This window comes from Streptomyces sp. NPDC047061, from assembly GCF_040643955.1.
Taxonomy (GTDB): domain Bacteria; phylum Actinomycetota; class Actinomycetes; order Streptomycetales; family Streptomycetaceae; genus Streptomyces.
Genome location: NZ_JBEYVI010000003.1, coordinates 216,548 through 234,493 on the forward strand (window position 1 = coordinate 216,548; position 17,946 = coordinate 234,493).

Sequence of the window (17,946 nt, forward strand, 5' to 3'; positions counted from 1 at the left end):
GCCCTGGTGGTGCGAGAGGTTATGGCTGGTTACTTCGGGGTGGCCACGCCGCTCTGGACGGACTTCCACTCACCGCTGACGACCTTGTAGACGGTCAGCTGCTTGTTCGTGGTGTCGCCGTACTGGTCGAACGCGATCTTGCCGGAGATGCCCTCGAAGGAGGTGCTCTGGACGGCGCTGACGATCTGGGAGCGGGCGTCGGTGGGGATCTTGCCGTCCTTCACGACGGTGCCGACGGCCTTGATGATCGCGGTGGTGGCGTCGTAGGAGTACGAGCCGTAGGTGCCGTAGTCGCCGGGGTACTTCTTGGCCTTGTAGGTGTCCACGAAGTCCTTGGCGGCGGGCAGGGTGTCGACCGGGACGCCGATCGAGGTCACCAGGTCGCCCTCGGAGGCCGTGCCGGCCGTCTTGATGTAGGTCGGGGTGAACATGCCGTCGCCGCCGAACAGCGGGATCTTGGCACCGGCGGCCTTGAGCTGCTTGGTCAGCACCTCGGACTCGTCGTACTGGCCGCCGTAGTAGAGGATGTCGGCGCCCGAGTTCTTGATCTTCGTGACCAGGGTCGAGAAGTCACGGTCACCGGTGTTGACGTGGTCGGTGCCGATGACCTTGCCGCCCTGCTTGGCGAACTGCTCCGAGAAGATCTTCGACAGACCCGCGCCGTAGGTCTGCTTGTCGTCGACGACGAAGGCCTTCTTCTTCTTGGCGACGTTGTAGGCGTAGTCCGCCGCGTACGCGCCCTGGAGGGCGTCGGTGGTCGCGGTGCGGAAGTACGTCTTGAACGGGCGGGACGGGCTGGTCTGCCAGTTCTTGCCCATCGTCAGCTCGGGGTTGGTGTTGGACGGCGAGATCTCCACCAGGTTGGCGGTGGCGAAGACCTGCTGCATCTGCGTGGCCACACCGGAGTTGAGCGGGCCGACGACGCCGAGCACGCTGGTGTCGGAGACGAGCTGGGTGGCGTTCTGCTGGCCGGTGGCCGGAACCGCCTTGTCGTCCAGCGCCTTGATCTTGAAGGTGACGCCCGGGACGGTCTTGTTCTTGTTGGCGTCGTCGACGGCGATCTGGGCGCCGTACTGGATGCCGAGACCCGTGGCGGAGTTCGCGCCGGTCAGCGGGGCGTCGACGCCGATCGTGACCGTCACGTTGCCGCTGTCGCTGCTCTTGCTGTTGTCGTCGCGGGAGCCGCAGGCAGTGAGGGTCAGGGCTCCGGTGGTCAGAACGGAGGTAAGAATCACCAGAGAACGCTGTCGCACAATCGATCCTTTCCGTGGGCAGTGCGCCCCCTTGCAGGGAACGACGAGTGCCGCGCCGGTACCGAACTCCCCATGGAGCGGTGACTGGCCGTGACTCTAAGCGCGGGCGAGGAACGTGGAGGAGGGCTTGACCAAGGCTGTGACGCTCTTGTTATGACACGAGGTAATGCAGAGCGGTACAGCGTGGGGGGAAAGCAGGAATTGAGCCCGATTCGCCCCGTCCGCATTCTGAGAACCTGCAGGACCCGGCATGATCCGTTCAGGCGTCTCAGCGGTTTTGGGCATGACGCTCGACCGTTGCTGTGGGCGACTTTCGAGGTGGGCGGGGAGTGCGACGCCCCCTGGGAACTGGGGTGAAACAGCGAATGCGGATTACATGCGTATTACGTAGAGTTACACCGGGGAAAGAAAGTCAAGCCTTCGGAACTTCTTCGCATTTCCCGGCGGGGTGCGCCGGGGTGGTGCGGGGCGCGCTGCGCGCCGCTCTCTTACCCGGGCGCTGACCTCGGCTCGCGGTGCCGAGGCCGTTCGCTCCGCCGGGGTGCTCCTCAGGCGCCGGAGCCCTGCTGGACGTGGACCTCGTCTCCCGGGCGCACGTCACGCAGCAGACAGGTCAGCCGGGCGCTGCACACCCGCCGGCCCTCCTCGTCGCTGATCACGATCTCGTACGTCGCCGTCGAACGCCCCCGGTGGACGGGCGTGGCCACGCCCGTGACCAGGCCGGAGCGGGCCCCGCGGTGATGCGTGCAGTTCAGGTCGACACCCACCGCGATCTTCGAACTGCCGCCGTGCAGCATCGAACCGACCGAGCCCAGGGTCTCCGCCAGCACCGCGCTGGCACCGCCGTGCAACAGCCCGTACGGCTGGGTGTTGCCCTCCACCGGCATGGTGCCGACGACCCGCTCCGCGGAGGCCTCCACGATCTGGACGCCCATGCGGTTGCCGAGGTGGCCCGCCGAGAACAGGGCCCGCAGGTCGACGCCGAGCGCGGCGTACTCGTCGATGACCTCCTGCGGGAACTTCACGTGCTGCTGCTCGCCCATGGGCCGGCTCCGTTCGTCATGCGGCTGTCTCTCCGACTGAGCAAACGCTCAGTCGGCCGCCGATTCTTCCAGACGACCTGAGCGGGCGCTCAGACGGCGGTCCTCGGGTGCGGCACACCTGCCTCCAGACGGATCACCACGGACTTGCTGGCCGGGGTGTTGCTGGTGTCCGCGGTCGCGTCGAGCGGCACCAGCACATTGGTCTCCGGGTAGTACGCGGCCGCACAGCCCCGGGCGGTCGGGTAGTGCACCACCCGGAAGCCCGGCGCCCGGCGCTCCACACCGTCCTTCCACTCGCCGACCAGGTCCACGTACGCCCCGTCGGCGACGCCCAGCAGCCGGGCGTCCTCCGGGTTCACCAGGACCACCCGGCGCCCGTTCCTGATGCCCCGGTAGCGGTCGTCCAGGCCGTAGATCGTGGTGTTGTACTGGTCGTGCGAGCGCAGTGTCTGCAACAGCAGCCGGCCCTCGGGCAGTTCGGGGTACTCCACCGGGGCCGCCGTGAAGTTCGCCTTGCCGGTGGCCGTCGGGAACCGGCGCTCGTCGCGCGGGGCGTGCGGGAGCGCGAAGCCGCCCGGGTGCGCCACACGCGCGTTGAAGTCCTCGAAGCCAGGTATCACGCGCGCTATGCGGTCCCGGATCGTCGCGTAGTCCTTCTCGAACTCCTCCCACGGCGTACGGCTGTTCTCGCCGAGCACCCGGCGGGCCAGGCGGCACACGATGGCCGGCTCCGACAGCAGGCGCGGGCTCGCGGGCTCCAGGCGGCCGCGTGAGGCGTGCACCATGCCCATGGAGTCCTCGACGGTCACGAACTGCTCGCCACCGCCCTGGAGATCGCGCTCGGTCCGGCCGAGCGTCGGCAGGATCAGCGCACGCGCGCCCGTGACCACGTGCGAGCGGTTGAGCTTCGTCGACACGTGCACGGTCAGCCGCGCACGCCGCATCGCCGCCTCGGTGACCTCCGTGTCGGGGGTGGCCCCGACGAAGTTGCCGCCCATCGCGAAGAAGACCTTCGCCTCGCCGTCGCGCAGCGCCTCGATGGCCCGGACCACGTCGAAGCCGTGCTCGCGCGGGGGCGCGAAGCCGAACTCCCGCTCCAGGGCGTCCAGGAAGGCGGGAGCGGGCCGCTCGAAGATGCCCATCGTGCGGTCGCCCTGCACGTTCGAGTGGCCGCGCACCGGGCAGACGCCGGCACCGGCGCGGCCGATGTTGCCGCGCAGCAGCAGGAAGTTGACGACCTCCCGGATGGTCGGCACCGAGTGCTTGTGCTGGGTGAGCCCCATCGCCCAGCAGACGATGGTGCGCTCCGAGGCGAGCACCATGCCGAGGGCCTGCTCGATCTCCTCGCGCGTGAGTCCGGTGGCAGTGAGCGTCTCGTGCCAGTCGGCGGCCCGGGCGGCCTCGGCGAACTCCTCGAATCCGTGGGTGTGTTCGCGCACGAACTCCTCGTCGACCGCGCCGCCGGTCTCCAGGACGAGCTTGTTGAGGAGCCGGAACAGGGCCTGGTCGCCGCCGATGCGGATCTGCAGGAACAGGTCGGTCAGCGCGGCGCCCTTGAGCATGCCCTGGGGGGTCTGCGGGTTCTTGAACCGCTCCAGGCCGGCCTCCGGGAGCGGGTTGACGCTGATGATCTTCGCACCGTTGGCCTTGGCCTTCTCCAGGGCGGAGAGCATCCGGGGGTGGTTGGTCCCCGGGTTCTGCCCGGCGACGATGATCAGGTCCGCCTTGTACAGGTCCTCCAGGTGGACGCTGCCCTTGCCGATGCCGATCGTCTCGGTCAGCGCCGAGCCCGAGGACTCGTGGCACATGTTGGAGCAGTCCGGCAGGTTGTTCGTGCCCAGCTCGCGTGCGAACAGCTGGTACAGGAACGCGGCCTCGTTGCTGGTCCGCCCCGAGGTGTAGAAGACCGCCTCGTCGGGGGAGGAGAGAGCCGCGATCTCCTCGCCGATGATGTCGAAGGCGCGCTCCCAGTCGACCGGCTCGTAGTGCTCGGCGCCCTCGGCGAGATACATGGGGTGGGTGAGCCGCCCCTGCTGCCCCAGCCAGTAACCGCTGCGGTGGTGCAGGTCGGCCACGGAGTGCTCCGCGAAGAACTCGGGCGCCACCCGGCGCAGGGTGGCCTCCTCGGCCACCGCCTTGGCGCCGTTCTCGCAGAACTCGGCCGCGTGCCGGTGATCGGGCTCCGGCCAGGCGCAGCCGGGGCAGTCGAAGCCGTCCTTCTGGTTGACGCGCAGCAGCGTCAGCGCGGTGCGCTTCACGCCCATCTGCTGCTGCGCGATGCGCAGGGTGTGCCCGATGGCGGGCAGCCCCGCGGCCGCGTGCTTCGGCTCCGCGACCTGCGGCGCGTCCTGGACCGGATCCTCCTTGGGCGGCTTCGTCGCCATCGCACGTTCTCCCTACTACACCGGCACCACTGCCCTGGACACCCGATAGTCGCACGTGCCACCGACAGCGATCGAGCACGGTCTGCGGAGCGGAACGCAAGCAATGTCTGCTGCCGACTTCTGGGCCGCGCCCTGTCGGCTTCTCGGTCGCGCCCTGTCGGCCGTGACTTCTCGGTCGCGACTTCTCGGTTGTGACTTCTTGGCGGCGACGCTGATCGGCCGCGACGCTGATCAGCCGCGACGGCGCCGTCCGGCGGTGCCGGGCCCGCCGCAACCCGAACCGTCGGCCCTCACTGTCAGTGCGGCGTGGCAGGATCGGGGGCGTGGCAGAGACAGCAGCGAAGCAGACCGACAAGACCCCCGGCGGCCCCCGTCCCCGGCTGATGCTCATGGACGGGCACTCGCTGGCGTACCGCGCGTTCTTCGCGCTGCCCGCGGAGAACTTCACGACCGCGACGGGCCAGCCGACGAACGCGATCTACGGCTTCGCGTCGATGCTGGCCAACACCCTGCGTGACGAGGCACCCACGCACTTCGCAGTGGCGTTCGACGTCTCGCGCAAGACCTGGCGCTCCGAGGAGTTCCCCGAGTACAAGGCGAACCGCTCCAAGACGCCGGACGAGTTCAAGGGCCAGGTCGAGCTGATCGGCGAGCTGCTCGACGCCATGCACGCGCAGCGCTTCGCCGTCGAGGGCTTCGAGGCCGACGACATCATTGCCACCCTCGCCACCCAGGCCGAGGCCGAGGGCTTCGAGGTCCTGATCGTCACCGGCGACCGCGACTCCTTCCAATTGGTCACCGAGCACACCACGGTCCTCTACCCGACGAAGGGCGTCTCCGAGCTGACCCGCTTCACCCCGGAGAAGGTTTTCGAGAAGTACGGCTTGACGCCCGCCCAGTACCCCGACTTCGCGGCCCTGCGCGGTGACCCGTCCGACAACCTGCCCGGCATCCCCAAGGTCGGCGAGAAGACCGCCGCGAAGTGGATCAACGAGTTCGGTTCCTTCGCCGAGCTGGTCGAGCGCGTCGACGAGGTGAAGGGCGTGGCCGGCCAGAACCTCCGCGACCACCTGGAGTCCGTCAAGCTGAACCGTCGGCTCACCGAGCTGGAGCGGGCCGTGGAGCTGCCGAAGACGGTCGCCGACCTGGAGCGCGCGCCGTACGACCGCAAGAACGTCGCGATGATCCTGGACACCCTGGAGATCCGCAACCCGTCACTGCGCGAGCGGCTCTATGCCGTCGACCCCGGCGCCGAGGAGGCCGAGTCCACACCGGTCGCCGAAGCGGGCGTGGAGGTCGACGCCACCGTCCTGGGCACCGGCGAGCTGGCCGGCTGGCTCGCCGGGCACGGCACCGGTCCGCTGGGCATCGTCACCGTCGACACCTGGGCGCTCGGCACCGGCTCGGTCGCCGAGGTCGCCCTCGCCACGGCCGACGGCCCGGCCGCCTGGTTCGACCCCGCCGAGCTGGACGAGGCCGACGAGAACGCGTGGGCGGCCTGGCTGGCCGACGCCGCGCGGCCCAAGGTCTTCCACAACGCCAAGGGCGCCATGCGGGTCTTCGCCGAGCACGGCTGGACCATCGAGGGCGTCGCCATGGACACCGCGCTCGCCGCCTACCTGGTCAAGCCCGGCCGCCGCTCCTTCGACCTGGACGCGCTGTCCCTGGAGTACCTGCACCGCGAGCTGGCCCCCGCCGCCGCGGCCGACGGCCAGCTCGCGTTCGGCGCGGAGGACGGCGCCGAGGCCGAGGCGCTGATGATCCAGGCCCGCGCGATCCTCGACCTCGGCGAGGCCTTCGGGGAGCGGCTCCAGGAGGTCGGCGCGGCGGATCTCCTCCGTGACATGGAACTGCCCACGTCGGTCCTGCTGGCCCGCATGGAGCGGCACGGCATCGCCGCCGACCGCGCGCATCTGGAAGCGATGGAGCAGATGTTCGCGGGCGCGGTGCAGCAGGCCGTGAAGGAGGCGCACGCGGCGGCCGGCCACGAGTTCAACCTGGGCTCGCCCAAGCAGCTCCAGGAGGTCCTCTTCGGTGAGCTGGCGCTGCCCAGGACGAAGAAGACCAAGACCGGTTACACCACCGACGCCGACGCGCTCGCCTGGCTCGCCGGCCAGACCGAGAACGAACTGCCGGTGATCATGCTCCGGCACCGCGAGCAGGCCAAGCTGAGGGTCACGGTCGAGGGCCTCATCAAGACCGTCGCCGCCGACGACCGCATCCACACCACCTTCAACCAGACCGTCGCCGCGACCGGCCGCCTCTCCTCCACCGACCCCAACCTCCAGAACATCCCGGTCCGCACCGACGAGGGCCGGGCGATCCGCCGGGGCTTCGTCGTGGGCGAGGGCTTCGAGTCGCTCATGACCGCGGACTACAGCCAGATCGAGCTGCGCGTGATGGCCCACCTCTCCGAGGACGAGGGCCTGATCGAGGCGTTCAGCTCCGGGGAGGACCTGCACAACACGGTCGCCTCCCAGGTGTTCGACGTCGACCGCTCGGCCGTCGACGCGGAGATGCGCCGCAAGATCAAGGCGATGTCGTACGGCCTCGCGTACGGTCTGTCGGCGTTCGGCCTCTCCCAGCAGCTGAACATCGACGCGGGCGAGGCCCGGGCCCTGATGGACACGTACTTCGAGCGCTTCGGCGGGGTCCGCGACTACCTGCGCCGGGTCGTCGACGAGGCGCGTGCCACCGGCTACACGGCCACGCTCTTCGGCCGCCGCCGCTACCTCCCCGACCTCAACAGCGACAACCGCCAGCGCCGGGAGGCGGCCGAGCGGATGGCGCTCAACGCGCCCATCCAGGGCACGGCGGCGGACATCGTCAAGATCGCCATGCTGAGGGTGGACGGCGCGCTGCGCGAGTCGGAGCTGAAGTCCCGGATGCTCCTCCAGGTCCACGACGAAATCGTCCTGGAGGTCGCCCCCGGCGAGCGGGACCGGGTAGAAGCGCTCCTGCGCGACCAGATGTCCGACGCGGTCCACCTCAGGGCGCCCCTGGACGTGTCGGTGGGCGTGGGCCCGGACTGGGAGTCGGCCGCCCACTGACGCCTCCGGCGAGCACCGAGAGAGGGCGCCGCTCTGGCCCCCCTCTCCGCCGCGCCCTTGTTTCTCCGCCGCGACGGTGCTCAGCCACGATGGTGGCTTCCGGCGGTGCCGAACCCACGGGACGCGCCCGGTTCGGCACCGCCGGGAAGCGCCGCTGTGGCTGCTCGCTGTTGCGGCGGAGAAAAGAGGAGGGCAGCGGAGCGAAGAGGGGCAGAGCAAAGCGAGGCGAAGGGGAGCACAGCAAAGCGAGGCGAGGGGGGCCAAAGCAAAAAAAGGCGGGGCTGCCTCATCACTCGCGTGGACCCCGTCAGAACGCCCCGGCCCCCGCCACCGGCAAGGATGCGGCCATGGGTATACGCATGGTTCACCGCCGGACGCCCCAGAGCAGGCCTCCGGCCAAGGCCCGTTCCGCCTCCGCTCAGGTCACGGCGTCCCCGTCGGCCCCGGCCCAGGCGGTCGGCGCCAGCTCCGCCAGCATCCCCGCCGACCTTGCGGTCTCCGTGCGCCGGTCGGCCACCCGCCTCCGACGCCGGCTGCGCGCCCGCCCCGACCTGCGCCAGTGGCTCGACCTCGCCCGCAGCTACCTCGCGCTGCTCCTCACCGCGCTCCCCGGCCCCCGCCGCCCCCGCACCATGACCGTGTTCGTGGCGAGCCTCACCGAACGGCCGACGGGCTCCGCCGCACGCCGCCGGCCACCGGAGCCGGACGCCACACCCTGACCGCCACGGCGTACCCCAGCACCCCGAGCAACAGCCCCGCGCCGGTTCCGAAGAGCACCGTGGGGAGCAGCTCCCAGGGTTTGGCCGTAGCCCCCCAGTACTCCCACCACCGCAGCGCCCGCTGCACCGCCGCGAGCAGGGCGCAGCCGGTGATTCCGGCGCCGGCCCACCACCGGTCCCGTACCGACAGCAGCGGCACCCCCACCGGCTCCGCCGCCGGCGCCCGCCGTACCGCGCGGACCGTCCACACGGCGAGCACGACCGCGCCGACCGCCGAACTGCCGTACTGGAGCAGGGTGTACAGCGGCATGCCCGCGACGTTCCGCCCGATCGCCGGGATCAGCCGCGTCCCCCAGCGGTCGTGGTGAGTGAACGCGTCCCAGACGACGTGCGTGAGCCCGCCGAGCACGGCGGAGACGTACCACCACGCGGCCACCGGGAACCCCGCACGCGCGCGTGGCGCCCCGCAGCGCAGCAGCGCGGCCACCCGCCCCTGCCGGGCGCGGGGCGCGAGGGCCACGAGGGGTTCCCGGACCAGCAGCCACAGCGCCACCAGCGCCCAGGAGAACAGCACGTCGACGGTGAGGACACCGGCGAAGGAGTGCGTGACCGAGCCGAACTCCATCGCGTCCGGCACCGCGCTCGCCGCGTAGTAGGTGAGGTCGGGTGCGAAGGACCCCGCGACCAGCACCGCCGGTACCAGCCGTCCGCGCCCGGTCCCGTCGCCGCGCACGGCGGGCAGCACGGCGGCGGCATGGCTGAGAGTGAACGGCACCGGGGCCTCCTGGAAGAGTCGTCGGCCGGAGCGCCGAACAAGTGATCGCGTACAGCAAGTATCCGCGACACGACCATCGTTCAACGGGGAATGGCCAACTGGTGAAAATCGGGCACCGCCGGGTGTCCGTGGAAAGGAAGTTGTCGTAGGGTCGCCTGGGTCGCCGCCCCGGCGTGCACGGCCGGATGCGCTACCTCACCACGCGAAAGAGGTAACAGGGGGCAACCACAGCACCGGGTCGACCGTCACACCAGAGGCGAGCGGACAGACGGAGACGGGCGCTCAGAAGGCGTCCATGGGAGGGGTTCACCTTATGGCGGCGCAATTCGGCAAGCGGCTGCGCAAGGGAGCGGCGACGACCGCCGCGGCCGCGTTGGCGGTGGCGGCACTGTCCGCTTCCCAGGCTCCGGGCGCCACCACCGGGGACACGGGCAGACAGGCCAACGCCGGCGCCAGCACCTCCGCACCCGACGGAGCCGGGGCCGCCGACGGCGCCACCGGCAACTCGCCGTACTACACGGACCTGCCGCCGCTCAACAGCCCGAAGCCCAGCGCGAGCCCCACGGCCTCCTCGTCGAGCATCGGCACCGCCGTCTCCCGGGGCGCGGCCGAGGCCGGCATACCCGCCACCGTCCTCGACGCCTACAAGAAGGCCGAGGCGGAGCTGCGCAGTTCCAAGCCCGGCTGCAACCTGCCGTGGCAGCTGCTCGCGGCCATCGGCAAGGTCGAGTCCGGCCAGGCCCGCGGCGGCGACGTCGACGCCGAGGGCAACACCCTGCACCGGATCCTCGGCCCGCAGCTCGACGGCAACGGCTTCGCGCTCATCGCGGACACCGACGGCGGCAAGTACGACGGCAACAGCCAGTACGACCAGGCCGTCGGCCCCATGCAGTTCATCCCCTCGACCTGGGCGTGGGCGGGCCGCGACGGCAACGGCGACGGCGTCAAGGACCCGAACAACGTCTACGACGCGGCGCTCGCCGCCGGCCACTACCTGTGCCGCTACGGCTGGGACCTGTCCGTCCAGGCCGACATGAACAGCGCGATCCTCAGCTACAACAACTCGCAGGACTACCTCAACCTGGTCCTGTCCTGGTACGAGTTCTACCGCAAGGGCACCCACTCGGTCCCGGACGGCACGGGAACCCTGCCCTCGCACCGCAGCGACGGCTCGACCGGCTCCGGCTCCGGTTCCGACGGCTCCACGACGAAGCCGACCAAGACCACGCCGAGTCCCGACGCACCCACGCCGAGCACCCCGAGCACGTCACCCACCGTGCCGTCCACGGCGACCGACACCGTGGACCACCTGGAGGACGCGGGCACCGCCACACTCACGGCGATGGCCGGCGACGCGTTCGGCAAGCAGATCAGCACGCGCGCGGAGACCGTCGCCGGCCGGGTCGTCGCCAAGGTCCGGGTCCGCTTCACCATCGTCGGGGACACGGACGCGACCTTCGCCGGCGGCGAGAGCGTCGCCACGGTCGTCACCGACAGCAAGGGCGTCGCCGTCGCCCCGGCGCTCCAGGCGGGCGAGAAGACCGGCGACTTCACGGTCCACGCGAGCGTGGTCGGCCGCACCGTCAAGGGCGTCGACTACGACGCGACCGTCACCGCGCGCGCCGCCGACACCCTCGCCCTCGCCAACACCACCTCGCTGACCTGCACCCCGGGCGGCGAGTTCGCCGACCAGGTACAGGCGAAGGCCACCTACCAGGGCGCCGTCGCCGACAAGGTCGCCGCCACCGCCACGCTCGTCAAGTCGGCCGACGACACGAGCACGAACGACAAGGGCCCGTACTTCAAGGACGCGGACGGCAACGCCGTGCGCACCCTCACGGACCTCCGGACGGACGCGAACGGCCTGCTCACGCTGCCCAAGCTGTACGCGGACGACAGCACCGGCACGTTCCTGCTCCGTATCACCACCACCGGCGGCGCCACGCTCACCGTCGAGCTGACGGTCGCCGCGGCGGACAGCTCGCCGAGCCCGTCGCCGACCGCTTCCGAGAGCGCGTCCGCGTCGCCCTCCGCCTCCCCGAGCGCTTCCGCGACCTCCTGATCCACCGTCGTACGACACCCAGGGCGCCCTCCCGCCGACGCGGGACGGCGCCCTCGTCGTCGTACGACCTGTTCTCATCTCACCTTCCCGTTGCTACGGTGCCCGGACCTGACGAGCCATCAGGAAGCCGTCGGCCGTAGGGAGGTCCCGCATGCGTGCCCTGATCGCCGCCGCGACCGGTCTCGCCCTCGCGTTCGCCCTGGTCGCGACCATCAGTGCCTTCGGGTCGCCGGACGGGAAGACGTCCCCGAAACCGCTGCTCACGACGGTGCCCTCACACCCGTAACCGCCGCCCCGGGAGGCCGAGATGCGCCGCAAGGCCAGTCTGGTCCTGCTCGCCTTCGCCGTGTTCTTCGCGACGCTGTCCCCGCTGCTGCGCTGGTACGCCTTCCCGCGGCTCGCCAAGATCCCGGCGAACCAGTACCAGGACATGGTCCTGGTGGCGAAGAACGCCACGCTCCTCGACTACGGCACCATGAAGGCGAAGAAGGTCCCCCAGGTCACCATCGTGCAGACCCTCAAGGGCGACGTGGCGGCCGCGAAGAAGATCGAGAAGACGGCGGGCCGGGACGTCGTCGTCTGGGACGGCCTGTCCTACGTCCAGGGACCCGACGGCAAGATGGTCTCCGAGATCCCCGAGCGCTACATCTTCGACGCGCACAGCCAGGAGCCCGTGCACGCCACCGGCGAGATGGTTGACGGCGACCCCGTGGCACGGGACGGCATCGAGTTCAAGTTCCCGTTCCTGACCGAGAAACGGGACTACGAGTACTTCGACGCGCAGACCCGCACCACCAACCCCATCCACTACAAGGGGACGCAGACCTTCCGGGGCGTCAAGGTCTACTACTTCGAGCAGACCATCCCCTGGACCAAGGTCCCCATGCCCAAGAAGCTGCCGGTGCAGGGCATCACCGCCGAGTCCGTCGCCAAGACCGGCACCACCCGCTGGTACACCACCGTCCGCAAGTTCTGGGTCGAGCCGGCCACCGGGGCGCCCGTCTACGGCGAGGAGATCCACAAGGAGGAGCTGCGCGGCGGCACCCTGCTGGGCGGCCGCGCCAAGGTGACGGCCTTCGCCGGCGACGTGAAGATGCGCGAGGACTACATCGAGCACACGGTCGCCCTGGTCAAGCACAACCGCACCCTCGTCCTGATGCTGACCTCCTACCTCCCCTGGGGCTTCCTGTCCCTCGGCCTCGCGCTGCTCGCCCTCTCCCTCTACCTGGAGGCCCGCAGCCGCCGCCCCGCCGACCCGGCACCGGTCGACACCTCGGTCCCGGAACCGGTCAGCGCCTGAGCCGCGCGTTGGTGTGCCGGGTGGGCTCGGCGGTGGCGGGATCCTCGGGCCAGGGATGCTTCGGATACCGCCCGCGCAGCTCGGCCCGTACGCCCTTGTACCCGTCCCTCCAGAAGGAGGCGAGGTCGGCGGTGACCGCGGCGGGCCGCCCGGCGGGGGACAGCAGATGCACGAGCACCGGCACCCCGGCCACGGCGGGCGACTCCTGCAGGCCGAACATCTCCTGCAGCTTCACGGCGAGCACGGGCTGTTCGGGATTGGCGTAGTCGACCCGGATCCGGGACCCACTCGGTACGGCGATCCGCTCCGGCGCCAGCTCGTCCAGCCGCCCGGCCTCCCCGCCCGCCCACGGCAGCAGCCGCCGCAGCGCCTCCCCGGCGTCGATCCGCCCGAGGTCGGCCTGCCGCCGGGCCCGGCCGAACTCCGGCTCCAGCCATTCGTCCACGCGCGCGTGCAGCGCGTCGTCGGACACGTCCGGCCAGGGCTCACCGAGACGCAGCCGGAGAAAGGCGAGCCGCTGCCGCAGTACGGCGGCGTCGGGCGTCCACCGCAGCAGGCCGAGCCCTTCGCGCCGCAGCCCGTCGAGCAGCGCGGCGCGCACCAGGATCGGGTCGGCGTCCCGCAACGGCCGCACCGTGAGCTCGATCGCCCCCAGCCGCTCCACCCGCCGCGCTACGACGTCCCCGTCGGCCCAGCGGACTTCTTGCTGCTCCGCGTACAGCGACGCGGCCGCCGACCTGGCCGTGTCCTCGTCCACCGCCGCCGCGAGCCGCACCCGCGCGTGCCCGCTGCCGACCGGACGGTCCGCCACGGCCACGGCGATCCACGGCGCACCGCGCAGCGGACTGCCCTCACCGAGCTCGGCCCGGGTGCCGGAGGCCATCAGGTACGACCCTCCGTCGGCCCTGGCGACCCGCTCGGGGAAGGCGAGAGCGGCGACGCGCCCCACGATGCGGTCGTCCACGCCGGACCCCGACGTCGAGGCCGACGCGCCCTCGCCGTCCGCCCTGAGCCGCCGCACCTCCGCGAGCCAGCGCCCGGCATAGGCGTCACCGCCCCGCCGGGCGGCACGCAGCGCGGCCGCCAGATCGTCCCCGTACTCCCGCGGAGCCTCCTCGCTCAGCAGCGCCACCACCTCGGCACCTCCGCCCGGGGTGTCCAGCAGCGCCCGTCCCAGCCGCGGATGCACCCCCAGCCGGGCCAGCCGCAGCCCCCGCTCCGTCGCCCGTCCGGCGGAGTCGACCGCACCGATCGCCGTCAGCACCTCCCGCGCCGCCGTCATCGCCCCGGCCGGCGGCGGGTCCAGCAGCGCCAGTCCCGAGGCCCCCGGATCGCCCCAGCATGCCGCCTGGAGGGCGAACGCGGTCAGGTCGGCCACTCTGATCTCCGGGGCCGGAAAGGCCGTCAGGCGGGCGTCCTCGGCCTCGGACCAGCAGCGGTACACCGCCCCCGGCGCCTCCCGCCCGGCCCGCCCCGCCCGCTGCCGCCCGGCCGCGCGGGACGCCCGTACCGTCGCCAGCGCGCTCAGCCCGCGCGCGTGGTCCACCCGCGGCTCCCGGGCGAGCCCCGCGTCGACGACCACCCGTACGCCGGGGACGGTGAGCGAGGACTCGGCGACCGCCGTCGCCAGCACCACCCGGCGCCGGGCCCCGGGCGCCAGCACCGCGTCCTGGACGGCGGCCGGTGCCCTGCCGTGCACCTGGAGCACCTCCACGTCCCCCAGGTCGCCCAGCCGGCCCGCCACGCGCGCGATCTCGCCCACGCCGGGCAGGAAGCACAGCACGTCACCGTCCCGCTCGGCCAGGGCCCGCCGCACCACCGACCCCACATGCGCCAGCAGCGCCGGGTCGACGCGCATCCCGTGCGGCGGCCGTACCGGACGTGCCGGCGGCGTCCACACCGTCTCCACGGGGTACGCGACACCGGCCGCCTCGATCACCGGCGCCCCGCCCAGCAGCCGCGCCCAGCCCTGCGCGTCCGTCGTCGCCGACGCGGCCACCAGGCGCAGCTCAGGCCGCAGGGTCTCCCGCACGTCCCAGAGGAAGGCCGCCACCGTGTCGGCGTCCAGATGGCGCTCGTGGCACTCGTCGAGGACCACGACGTCCACGCCGGACAGCTCCTGGTCGCGTTGCAGACGCTGCAACAGCACACCGGTCGTGACGACCTCCACGCGCGCGTGCCGGCCCACGACCCGCTCGCCGCGCACGGTGTAGCCGACGCTCCGCCCGACCTGCTCGCCGAGCAGCCAGGCCATCCGGCGGGCCGCCGCGCGGGCGGCGATCCGGCGCGGCTCGGCCACCACGACCCGCCGCGCGGGCCCCTCGCCCAGCAGCCCGGCCAGCGCCAGTGGCACCAGCGTCGTCTTGCCGGTGCCGGGCGGTGCCACGAGGACGGCGGTGCCGTGCCCCTCCAGGGCGTCGCGCAGACCGGGCAGGGCCTGCCGCACGGGCAGCGCGTCCAGGGCGTCGTAACGGATCACGTACCCAGTGTCGTACGCCCCCGTAAGCACCCCGCACGCGCGCGTTTCGCTCAGGCGCTCAGGCCTGCTCGCAAGACGCTCAGTCTCGCTCGCACACGAAGATCGCCGTCCCGGGGATGAGATTGCCCCGCAGCGGGGACCAGCCGCCCCACTCGGACGTGTTCCAGGCCGGCCACTCCGGCTCCACCAGGTCGACGAGCCGGAAACCCGAGGCGGCGATGTCCCGGACCCGGTCGCCGAGCGTCCGGTGGTGCTCCACGTACACCGCGTGTCCGTCCTCGTCCTGCTCGACGTACGGCGTCCGGTCGAAGTAGGAGGCGGAGACCGAGAGCCCTTCGGGGCCGGGCTCGTCGGGGAACGCCCAGCGGATCGGGTGCGTCACCGAGAAGACGAACCGCCCGCCCGGCCGCAGCACCCGCCGCACCTCGCGCAGCACCAGCCGCGGATCGGCGACGAAGGGCAGCGCGCCGTACGCCGAGCACACCAGGTCGAAGGAGGCGTCCGCGAAGGGGAGCGCGCCCGCGTCCGCGCAGACCAGGGGAAACGATCCGCCGATGCGCAGCGCGTGCTGGAGCTGGCGGTGCGAGAGGTCCAGGGCGACCGGGCGGGCTCCCTGGGCGGCCAGCCAGCGCGAGCACTGGGCCGCGCCGGCGCCGATCTCCAGGACGTCCTTGGCCTTCAGCTCCTCCGCCGGGCCGAGCAGCTCCGCCTCCACCTCGTCGAGGCCCTCGGGGCCCCACACGAAACGGTCGTCGCCGAGGAACGTGCCGTGCTCGACCTGGTACTCGTCGGCGTTGCGGTCCCACCAGCCCCGGTTGGCCCGGCTGCTCTCCGCGATCCCGGCGGCACGCCGGGTGGCTTCCGGTTCGGCCTCGGCGCCGGTGGTCGCACCGGCCTCCGCGAGGTCGAACGAATCGGGCTCTTGGATGATCGGCTCCCTCGTCGTACTCTTCCGTGCAACCCGTCAGCGGGTGTGTCACGGAGGGGGTCCCTCAGGAGTGCGTGGCCTGGTGGGACGTTTCTTGTGCCGGGTATGCGGCGATCCGCCCCGGGTGTGCGCCTTCGCGCATTGACCCTGCCCGGCTGCCCCCGTATGCTACAAGTTGCGCTGCGGGCCTGCGCACCTCAGACGTAGCAGGCTGCGCTCGCATCTGTTGTATGTCCCCTCGGTTGTCGAGGCGTCACCGGTGTTTCGGGTGGCGCTTCCCAGGCTGTCCGGCTTCTTCAGAGCGAAACAGGCTCCCGGCGTAAGCAGTACCTACGACTTCAATGTCCGTACCGGAGCCCTTTCTCACATGACGAGCAGCACCGAGACCACCGCCACCACCCCGCAGGTTGCGGTCAACGACATCGGTAACGAGGAAGCCTTCCTCGCCGCGATCGACGAGACGATCAAGTACTTCAACGACGGCGACATCGTCGACGGCGTCATCGTGAAGGTCGACCGGGACGAGGTCCTGCTCGACATCGGTTACAAGACCGAAGGTGTCATCCCGAGCCGCGAGCTCTCGATCAAGCACGACGTCGACCCCAACGAGGTCGTCGCCGTCGGTGACGAGATCGAGGCCCTCGTCCTCCAGAAGGAGGACAAGGAAGGCCGCCTGATCCTCTCGAAGAAGCGCGCGCAGTACGAGCGTGCCTGGGGCACCATCGAGAAGATCAAGGAAGAGGACGGCATCGTCACCGGTACCGTCATCGAGGTCGTCAAGGGTGGTCTCATCCTCGACATCGGCCTCCGCGGCTTCCTCCCGGCCTCCCTGGTCGAGATGCGCCGCGTCCGCGACCTCCAGCCCTACGTGGGCAAGGAGCTCGAGGCCAAGATCATCGAGCTGGACAAGAACCGCAACAACGTGGTCCTGTCCCGCCGTGCCTGGCTGGAGCAGACCCAGTCCGAGGTCCGCCAGACGTTCCTCACGACCCTCCAGAAGGGTCAGGTCCGCTCCGGTGTGGTCTCCTCGATCGTCAACTTCGGTGCCTTCGTGGACCTGGGTGGCGTCGACGGTCTGGTCCACGTCTCCGAGCTGTCCTGGAAGCACATCGACCACCCGTCCGAGGTTGTCGAGGTCGGCCAGGAGGTCACCGTCGAGGTCCTCGACGTCGACATGGACCGCGAGCGTGTCTCCCTGTCGCTGAAGGCGACCCAGGAAGACCCGTGGCAGCAGTTCGCCCGGACCCACCAGATCGGTCAGGTCGTCCCGGGTAAGGTCACCAAGCTGGTTCCGTTCGGTGCGTTCGTCCGCGTGGACGAGGGCATCGAGGGTCTGGTCCACATCTCCGAGCTGGCCGAGCGCCACGTGGAGATCCCGGAGCAGGTCGTCCAGGTCAACGACGAGATCTTCGTCAAGGTCATCGACATCGACCTCGAGCGCCGCCGCATCAGCCTCTCGCTGAAGCAGGCCAACGAGTCCTTCGGTGCCGACCCGGCCTCGGTCGAGTTCGACCCGACCCTGTACGGCATGGCCGCGTCCTACGACGACCAGGGCAACTACATCTACCCCGAGGGCTTCGACCCCGAGACCAACGACTGGCTCGAGGGCTACGAGACCCAGCGGGAGGCGTGGGAGCACCAGTACGCCGAGGCGCAGCAGCGCTTCGAGCAGCACCAGCAGCAGGTCATCAAGAGCCGCGAGGCCGACGCCGCTGCCGCTGCCGAGGGTGGCGACGCCGCGGGTGCGGCTCCGGCCGCGGGCGGCGGTTCGTACTCCTCCGAGGGCGCCGACACCTCCGGTGCGCTGGCCTCGGACGAGGCGCTGGCCGCGCTTCGCGAGAAGCTCGCGGGTGGCCAGAGCTGAACGCTGGCCACTGGGCTTAGCCGATAACTGAGGGGCCGCACCTTTCGAGGTGCGGCCCCTTCGTGTTGCCCGCATGTCCGGTTGCCCGG

At 71.1% G+C, this 17,946-nt stretch carries 12 protein-coding genes; 6 read left to right on the top strand and 6 right to left on the bottom strand.

The window, feature by feature from the left end; all coding sequences use genetic code 11:
* Window positions 1-29: 29 nt before the first annotated feature.
* From ABZ887_RS07040 to ABZ887_RS07050, 3 genes are all read right to left on the bottom strand, one after another.
* Window positions 30-1,238 carry a branched-chain amino acid ABC transporter substrate-binding protein gene (locus tag ABZ887_RS07040; RefSeq protein ID WP_361284609.1) on the bottom strand — a complete coding sequence of 403 codons (1,209 nt, stop codon included), beginning with the start codon at window positions 1,236-1,238 and terminating at the stop codon, window positions 30-32.
* A 563-nt stretch (window positions 1,239-1,801) separates the two neighbouring features.
* Window positions 1,802-2,296 (bottom strand): hotdog fold thioesterase, encoded by a 495-nt coding sequence (locus tag ABZ887_RS07045; protein WP_361283838.1) that lies wholly within the window; start codon window positions 2,294-2,296, stop codon window positions 1,802-1,804.
* 89 nt (window positions 2,297-2,385) lie between these two features.
* Window positions 2,386-4,680, bottom strand: a complete 2,295-nt coding sequence (locus ABZ887_RS07050; RefSeq protein ID WP_361283841.1) for an FdhF/YdeP family oxidoreductase — start codon at window positions 4,678-4,680, stop codon at window positions 2,386-2,388.
* Window positions 4,681-5,003: 323 nt separating this feature from the next.
* On the opposite strand from ABZ887_RS07050, the gene polA reads away from it, so the two are divergent.
* Together polA and ABZ887_RS07060 are read left to right on the top strand one after the other, a co-directional pair.
* Entirely contained in the window at window positions 5,004-7,730 is a 2,727-nt protein-coding gene (gene polA, locus ABZ887_RS07055) for a DNA polymerase I (protein ID WP_361283844.1), read from the top strand.
* A gap of 347 nt (window positions 7,731-8,077) precedes the next feature.
* The gene (locus ABZ887_RS07060) at window positions 8,078-8,449 is read left to right on the top strand and encodes a hypothetical protein (protein ID WP_361283847.1); all 372 of its coding nucleotides are present in this window, start codon (window positions 8,078-8,080) and stop codon (window positions 8,447-8,449) included.
* Here ABZ887_RS07060 and ABZ887_RS07065 read toward each other — a convergent pair.
* Window positions 8,385-9,224, bottom strand: a complete 840-nt coding sequence (locus ABZ887_RS07065; RefSeq protein ID WP_361283850.1) for a DUF4184 family protein — start codon at window positions 9,222-9,224, stop codon at window positions 8,385-8,387. The genes ABZ887_RS07060 and ABZ887_RS07065 overlap by 65 nt on opposite strands.
* A gap of 313 nt (window positions 9,225-9,537) precedes the next feature.
* Here ABZ887_RS07065 and ABZ887_RS07070 point away from each other — a divergent pair, with 313 nt between their 5' ends.
* The 3 genes from ABZ887_RS07070 (at window position 9,538) to ABZ887_RS07080 (ending at window position 12,586) form a co-directional block, all read left to right on the top strand.
* Complete coding sequence (locus ABZ887_RS07070; protein ID WP_361283853.1) at window positions 9,538-11,286, top strand: lytic transglycosylase domain-containing protein; 1,749 nt, start codon at window positions 9,538-9,540, stop codon at window positions 11,284-11,286.
* A 151-nt stretch (window positions 11,287-11,437) separates the two neighbouring features.
* The gene (locus tag ABZ887_RS07075) at window positions 11,438-11,572 is read left to right on the top strand and encodes an SPW_0924 family protein (RefSeq protein ID WP_361283856.1); all 135 of its coding nucleotides are present in this window, start codon (window positions 11,438-11,440) and stop codon (window positions 11,570-11,572) included.
* Between the two features lie 21 nt (window positions 11,573-11,593).
* The gene (locus tag ABZ887_RS07080) at window positions 11,594-12,586 is read left to right on the top strand and encodes a DUF3068 domain-containing protein (RefSeq protein WP_361283859.1); all 993 of its coding nucleotides are present in this window, start codon (window positions 11,594-11,596) and stop codon (window positions 12,584-12,586) included.
* On the opposite strand, the gene hrpB is transcribed toward ABZ887_RS07080, so the two are convergent.
* On the bottom strand, window positions 12,576-15,065 hold the full coding sequence (gene hrpB / locus ABZ887_RS07085; protein ID WP_361283862.1) for an ATP-dependent helicase HrpB: 2,490 nt from the start codon (window positions 15,063-15,065) through the stop codon (window positions 12,576-12,578). The genes ABZ887_RS07080 and hrpB overlap by 11 nt on opposite strands.
* A 79-nt stretch (window positions 15,066-15,144) precedes the next feature.
* Entirely contained in the window at window positions 15,145-15,993 is an 849-nt protein-coding gene (locus tag ABZ887_RS07090; RefSeq protein WP_361284612.1) for a class I SAM-dependent methyltransferase, read from the bottom strand.
* 367 nt (window positions 15,994-16,360) lie between these two features.
* On the opposite strand from ABZ887_RS07090, the gene rpsA reads away from it, so the two are divergent.
* Entirely contained in the window at window positions 16,361-17,857 is a 1,497-nt protein-coding gene (rpsA, locus tag ABZ887_RS07095; protein ID WP_351705100.1) for a 30S ribosomal protein S1, read from the top strand.
* Window positions 17,858-17,946: the final 89 nt, after the last annotated feature.